At 68.6% G+C, this 6,204-nt stretch carries 8 protein-coding genes; 4 read left to right on the top strand and 4 right to left on the bottom strand.

Annotated elements, in window-relative coordinates:
- Both VIR15_RS20065 and lpdA read right to left on the bottom strand, forming a co-directional pair.
- The coding region (locus tag VIR15_RS20065) for a biotin/lipoyl-containing protein (RefSeq protein ID WP_331931062.1) at window positions 1-424 on the bottom strand (424 nt) is incomplete at its 3' end.
- 31 nt (window positions 425-455) lie between these two features.
- Complete coding sequence (lpdA, locus tag VIR15_RS20060) at window positions 456-1,835, bottom strand: dihydrolipoyl dehydrogenase (RefSeq protein ID WP_331931060.1); 1,380 nt, start codon at window positions 1,833-1,835, stop codon at window positions 456-458.
- A gap of 167 nt (window positions 1,836-2,002) precedes the next feature.
- On the opposite strand from lpdA, the gene VIR15_RS20055 reads away from it, so the two are divergent.
- Both VIR15_RS20055 and VIR15_RS20050 read left to right on the top strand, forming a co-directional pair.
- Complete coding sequence (locus VIR15_RS20055) at window positions 2,003-2,350, top strand: hypothetical protein (RefSeq protein WP_331931058.1); 348 nt, start codon at window positions 2,003-2,005, stop codon at window positions 2,348-2,350.
- An 85-nt stretch (window positions 2,351-2,435) separates the two neighbouring features.
- Window positions 2,436-2,624 carry a DUF5302 domain-containing protein gene (locus VIR15_RS20050; protein ID WP_331931056.1) on the top strand — a complete coding sequence of 63 codons (189 nt, stop codon included), beginning with the start codon at window positions 2,436-2,438 and terminating at the stop codon, window positions 2,622-2,624.
- 114 nt (window positions 2,625-2,738) lie between these two features.
- Here the strand turns inward: VIR15_RS20050 and VIR15_RS20045 are convergent, their stop codons facing one another.
- The gene (locus tag VIR15_RS20045; protein WP_331931054.1) at window positions 2,739-4,211 is read right to left on the bottom strand and encodes a leucyl aminopeptidase; all 1,473 of its coding nucleotides are present in this window, start codon (window positions 4,209-4,211) and stop codon (window positions 2,739-2,741) included.
- A gap of 121 nt (window positions 4,212-4,332) precedes the next feature.
- On the opposite strand from VIR15_RS20045, the gene gcvT reads away from it, so the two are divergent.
- Window positions 4,333-5,451, top strand: a complete 1,119-nt coding sequence (gcvT, locus tag VIR15_RS20040; RefSeq protein WP_331931052.1) for a glycine cleavage system aminomethyltransferase GcvT — start codon at window positions 4,333-4,335, stop codon at window positions 5,449-5,451.
- Window positions 5,452-5,490: 39 nt separating this feature from the next.
- Complete coding sequence (locus VIR15_RS20035; RefSeq protein WP_331931050.1) at window positions 5,491-5,919, top strand: hypothetical protein; 429 nt, start codon at window positions 5,491-5,493, stop codon at window positions 5,917-5,919.
- Between the two features lie 55 nt (window positions 5,920-5,974).
- On the opposite strand, the gene VIR15_RS20030 is transcribed toward VIR15_RS20035, so the two are convergent.
- Window positions 5,975-6,204 (bottom strand): adenosylcobinamide-GDP ribazoletransferase (locus tag VIR15_RS20030; RefSeq protein WP_331931048.1); only part of this gene is annotated, 230 nt, incomplete at its 5' end.

The following is a 6,204-nucleotide window of genomic DNA, read 5'->3' as shown; positions in this document are numbered from 1 at the left end:
CCTGGGCCGCCTCGGGCTCGCTCGTCGCGGGCTGCGGCTCCTGCTCGGTGCTGGGGGCCTCGGGAGCGGGAGCGGCCTGCTGCTCAGCCGGCGCCGCCTGCTCAGCCGGCGCCGCCTGCTCCGCCGGCGCCTGTTCAGCGGGGGCCGCCTCCTGCGCGGACGCGGGCTGGTCGGACGCAGCCGCCTCACCGTCGCCGATCACGGCGAGGTCCGCTCCGACAGGGACCGTGTCGTCCTCCTGGGCGAGGATCTCCTGGAGGGTGCCTGCTACTGGAGAGGGAATCTCGGTGTCAACCTTGTCCGTCGACACCTCGAGCAGTGGCTCGTCCACCTCGATGCGATCGCCGACGCTCTTCAGCCAGCGGGTGACGGTTCCTTCGGTGACGGATTCGCCCAGGGCCGGCATGGTCACGCGTTCTGACATGACGTGTTCTCTCCTCTTCCCAGTGACTGGCTCAAGCGTGCGCGTGCAACGGCTTCCCAGCGAGGGCCAGATGGGCCTCACCGAGTGCCTCGTTCTGTGTCGGGTGTGCGTGAACGAGCCCGGCGACGTCCTCGGGGTGGGCTTCCCAGTTGACGATCAGCTGTGCCTCGCCGATCTGTTCCCCCATGCGGGCACCGATCATGTGAACGCCCACCACGGGTCCATCCTTGCGCCGAACGAGCTTGACGAACCCTTGCGTGCCCAAGATCTGGGATCTGCCGTTCCCGCCCAGGTTGTACTCCTGGATCTCGACCTCCCCGTGGGTGTCCTTGGCCTCGGCCTCGGTCAGCCCCACGCTGGCGATCTCCGGATCGCAGTAGGTGACGCGCGGGATGCCGGACTCTTCGATGACGGCGGGGGACAGGCCGGCGATCTCCTCAGCGACGAAGATGCCCTGGCCAAATCCCCGATGAGCGAGTTGCAGCCCCGGCACGATGTCACCGACCGCGTAGACGCCCGGAACGTTGGTGCGCAGGCGCTCGTCCGTTGGCACGAAGCCGCGATCCATCGTGATACCGGCGGCCTCGTAGCCGAGGCCCTCCGTCACCGGCCCACGACCCACCGCGACGAGGAGCAGGTCGGCCTCGATGCTCTCGCCTGACTCGAGCGAGACCCTGACGACATCTCCCGACTGTGTGGCGCCGGCGAACCGCACGCCTGTCTTGAACGCGATCTTGCGCTTGCGGAAGGCCCGTTCGAGCTGCTTGCTGACGGCCTCGTCCTCGGCCGGCACCAGCCGGGGTAGCGCCTCGACGATCGTGACCTCGGCCCCGAAACTGCGGAACACGGAGGCGAACTCGACACCGATGACACCGCCTCCGAGCACGATGACCCGAGCCGGGACGTGGTCGATGCTCAGCGCCTCGTCAGAGGTCATGATCCGGCCGCCGATCTCGAGGCCCGGCAAGGACCTCGCGTAGCTGCCGGTGGCCAAGACGACGTTCCTGCCCGTCAGGCGGCGATCGCCGACGACGACAGTGTGCGGCCCGTCGAGCGCCCCACTGCCCTCGACGTAGTCGATGCCGCCGGACTTGACCAGCCCTTGGAGTCCCTTGTGGAGCCGGCTGACGACCCGATCCTTGTACGAGTGGACCCCTGCCATGTCGATCGACTCGAAGGTCGACTTCACGCCGAACTGCGCACCGTCTCGGGCCGTGTCCGCGACCTCAGCGGCGTGGAGCAGGGCCTTGGTCGGGATGCACCCCCGGTGCAGACACGTGCCGCCCAGCTTGCCCTTCTCGACGAGGGCCACCCTGAGGCCCAATTGCGCCGACCGGAGGGCGCAGGCATACCCGCCCGACCCACCGCCGAGGATGACGACGTCATAGTCGCCGACGGCTTCAGCCGACATGGGGTGGTGCTCCTTCGCTGGCTCGATGACAGGGTGGGTCATGCGGGTGCGTCACGGGATGGGTCACGCAAGAAGCATCTTGTCATTGATCGAGAGCGACGTCACAGGCAGGTGAGTCTCGTCGGTCGTCGTCCGTGGGGTTGCCTGAGCCGTCGTACAGTGCGGGCATGGGTTGGTTCTCCCGTCGCCGTCGCTCCAAGGACATGCCCAGCCTGGGCCGGTCCGACGGCCCCCTGATGGACATCGACCGCAAGGCCGTCGAGGCACATTTGCGCTCCTTCGTGGAGAACCGTCGCGGCGTCGAGGCCTACGTGGAACCAGCCACGAGCGTCACGCCGACGACCATCGTGCTCATCGCCTGGGATGGCGAGTGGACCCGGCGCGCTGTAGGGGAGCGCAAGGATGCGTTCGCGCTCGCCCAGCGTCTCGGCGTCCCCGTCTATGACGTCAACCACACGGGTTACCCGAATCGAATGCGGCAGTGGAACAGCCGCAAACGACGCGGTGACGCGTGACCGCGTGTGACCCAAAAGCATTGGCAGGTATGCCGCTGGGCTGACAGGGTGGGCATGTCACGTCCCGTCGCTGCAGGAGGTACACGTGTCCAAGCAGGAGGGTTCCGCCACCGGGCCCAGCGAGGAGATGAAGGCCAAGTTCCGTGAGGCACTGGCGAAGAAGCACGCGCACGGCGGCAAGGACGTCTCGGACGACCAGGACCGTTCCAAGGTGCACGGTTCACACGGTCCGGCCAAGGCGCAGCAGATGTTCCGTCGGAAGGCCGGCGGCTGAGAAATCGAGTGTGCCAATCGAGTGTGCAACTTCTGCCCGTTCCCGATAACGGCGCTCTGAGCGCTCAGGGGCAGAAGTTGCACACTCGATTGAGTTGCACACTCGATTGGTGTGTCAGGCGTAGCTCTCGACGAGTGAGATGAGCGTGCGCACGGCGAAGCCGGTGCCGCCCTTCGGCTCGTAGCCGTTGGCTGCCTTGTCGTTGAACGACGGTCCAGCGATGTCGATGTGGCTCCATGGGATGCCCTCGCCGACGAACTCGCCGAGGAAGATCCCGGCGGTGAGCATCCCGCCCTCGGTACCGCCCTTGTGTGCCAGGTCCGCGTTGATCGAGTCGAGCGCGGGGCGCAGCTCCTTGGGTAGCGGCATCGGCCACATCGCCTCCCCGGCGGCAGCGGCGGCTTCAATGACACGAGTGCGGAAGTCGTCGTCGTTGCCCATGACGGCTGCAGTGTTCGCGAGGGCCACCACTTGCGCACCGGTGAGAGTCGCGACGTCCACGATGGCGTCGGGGGAGGTCTCACTCGCGAGGGCGATGCAGTCACCCAGCACCATCCGGCCCTCGGCATCGGTGTTGAGGATCTCGACCGTCTTGCCGCCGCGCATCGTCACCACGTCGCTCGGCCGCTGGGCCGTCGAGCTCGGCATGTTCTCGGCGAGGCCCAGGTAACCCGTCACCGCCACGGGCAGGCCCAGCTCGGCGATGGCGAGGACGGTCGCTGCGACCGCAGCCGCTCCGGCCATGTCGCTCTTCATCGTCAGCATGCTCGCCGCCGGCTTGATGCACAGGCCGCCGGAGTCGAACGTGATCCCCTTTCCGACCAGCGCGATGGTCGCCTTCGGTCGGGCAGGGGTGTAGTTGAGCACCGCGATCCTCGGCTCGTTGGCCGATCCCTGCCCGACACCGACGATGCCCCCGAAGCCGCCGGAACGGAGTTGCTTCAGGTCGTAGGTCTTGAGCTTGACCTTGGTCCCCTTGACGCGGTTCTCCAAGGAGCTGACGAAGGTCTCGGGGTAGAGGAGGTTGGGCGGCAGGTTGACTAGGTCGCGGGTGTAAGCCACGGCATCTCCGAGGGCGGCTGCCCGCTTGACCGCCCGGCGGGCCGCCGCGTCCGCCGGGCCGACGAGGGCGATCGACGAGACGGCTTCCCCGTTCGCGCCTGCCTTGGGCACACCATAGGCGCCGAGTGCGGCGCCCTCGGCGGCGGCCGCGACGAGGGAGTTGGAGTTGCCCGGTACGACGACCACGACCTTCTTCTTCTTGGCCAGTCCCCGCACCGCGGCGCCGAAGCCACGGCGCACGTCCTCCAGGACCTCACCTTCGGCGCGCCCGTCGAGCTCACCGACACCAGCGAGCACCACGACGCGAGCGGCCACGTCCGGCACGGCGGCGACGACCGTCGTGTCCCCCGCTTTGCCCGTGAGGTCGAGATCGGAGATCACGGCCTCGAGGTGGGCGACGGCCTTGCGGGGGAGGCCGTGGCTCGGCGCGAGGCTCGCGTTGTCCTCACCGGCGACGAGACCGACGACGACGGCGTCGCCGGCCGCCTTGTCGGCCGGGCGGGACGAGATGGTCAGGTTCGCCACAAGGGACTCCTTGTCAGGTACAGGGGCCCGATCCCACAGGTCCACGCGGCACGGTCGTGCCGGCATCCGGGCGTTGTGGCGTCGATGATAAGTCCCGTCCAGCCGCGATAAGTTGAGCGCCATGGTGCCAACGACGTCGGAGACCGTTTCCCCCAAGCTCTCGCCGCTGCACGACCGCCACGTCGCACTGGGTGCGAAGATGGCGGACTTCGGCGGCTGGGACATGCCGATCGAGTACCCGGCAGGAGGTGTCGTCGCGGAGCACACGGCAGTGCGAGAGCGGGTCGGCATCTTCGACGTGAGCCACCTCGGCAAGGCCTCGGTCAAGGGTCCCGGAGCGGCCGACTTCGTCAACTCGTGCTTCACCAACGACCTTCGGCGCATCTCGCCGGGGCAGGCGCAGTACACCCTCTGCTGCGACGAGTCCGGCGGTGTCGTCGACGATCTCATCGTCTACCTCAAGGCCGACGATGACGTGTTCCTGATCCCCAACGCCGCCAACACGGCCGAGGTGGTGCGCCGCCTCGAGGCCGCCGCTCCCACCGGTATCGAGATCACCAACCTCCACGACGCCTACGGCATCGTCGCCGTCCAGGGGACGAAGAGCGACGAGGTGCTGGACGCCCTCGGGCTGCCGACCGGCCACGACTACATGTCCTTCGCCGAGGCCGACTGGGAGGGGCATCCCGTCATCGTGTGCCGCACCGGCTACACCGGGGAGCGCGGCTACGAGCTCGTCCCCCGCTGGGACGACACACCTGCGCTGTGGGATGCCCTCACGGAGGCCATCGCCCCCTACGACGGCAAGCCCTGCGGCCTCGGTGCCCGGGACACCCTGCGCACCGAGATGGGCTATCCGCTGCACGGCCAGGACCTGTCGCGGGACATCTCCCCGGTGCAGGCCCGAGCCGGCTGGGCAGTCGGCTGGAAGAAGGATGCTTTCTGGGGCAAGGACGCCCTGCTCGCCGAGAAGGCCAACCCGACCCGCCTCAGCCGTGGGCTGCTCGTCACCGGACGGGGTATCCCGAGGCCGCACTGCACCGTGTCCAAGGAGGGCGCCCAGGTCGGTGAGGTGACGTCCGGGACGTTCTCCCCGACGCTGAGGCAGGGGATCGCACTGGCCCTGCTCGACCCCGATCTGTCCGAGGGTGACGCCGTCGAGATCGACGTGCGCGGCCGCAGCGTGGCGGCGCAGGTCGTCAAGCCGCCGTTCGTCCAGGTCCAGGTACGCGAGTCCTGACGACGGTTCGGCGAGGTGCCCGAGGGGTACGGCGTAGCCATGACTGAGACGCCACGAGCAGCTGCTGACCGTGCCCCACTGACGGACGAGGATCGAGACCTGGTCCGCTCCGCCGCCATCATGGCGGCAGCGCTGGTGTCACAGGCCGAGAGCGGCTTCCTCGACACCTTCCGCGAGTCGTTCGCCGCCTCGAAGGCGGTGAAGTCCGCACCACCCGCAATCCGCGACCTCTTCGTCCAGGGTGGGCTGCCGAGCATGCCTCGCGCGGGCTCCAGGGAGGAGCTGGAGGCGGCAGCGCTCGACCGGTTACGGCAGGCCATGTCGACCCTACGCGCCAAGGCGCCGGACCTGGTCGAGAGCTATCGGGCGACGGTGCTGCAGAGCAGTCGTGACGTCGCGGCGGCCGCCGACGACACGTCGGCGAACGAGTCGGAAGCGATGGCGAAGGTGGAGCAGGCCTTGGCCTGATCACCCCCGGGCCAGAGTTACGGGGAGCGGGGGGGCGCGCACGGAGAGATCCAGTTCAGCGACCACCGACCGACGCGACGACCGCCGCCGCAACCATGGACGTGAGGAGCGCGACCTCGATTGCAGCCCCGATGACGTCACCGGTCACCCCGCCCAGCCGTCGCACCGCATGCCACGTGACGAGCCAGGCACCCGCGACACCGGCCACGAGGACGAGCCCAGCGGCATACGGCGGCCCACCTGCCAGCCAGAGCGCCACTGCGCCGACGAGCAGGACGCCGAGCG

This window comes from Intrasporangium sp., from assembly GCF_036566125.1.
GTDB lineage: Bacteria > Actinomycetota > Actinomycetes > Actinomycetales > Dermatophilaceae > Intrasporangium.
The sequence above is the reverse complement of the archived record's forward strand: the minus strand, read 5'-3'. Positions and strand labels throughout refer to the sequence as shown.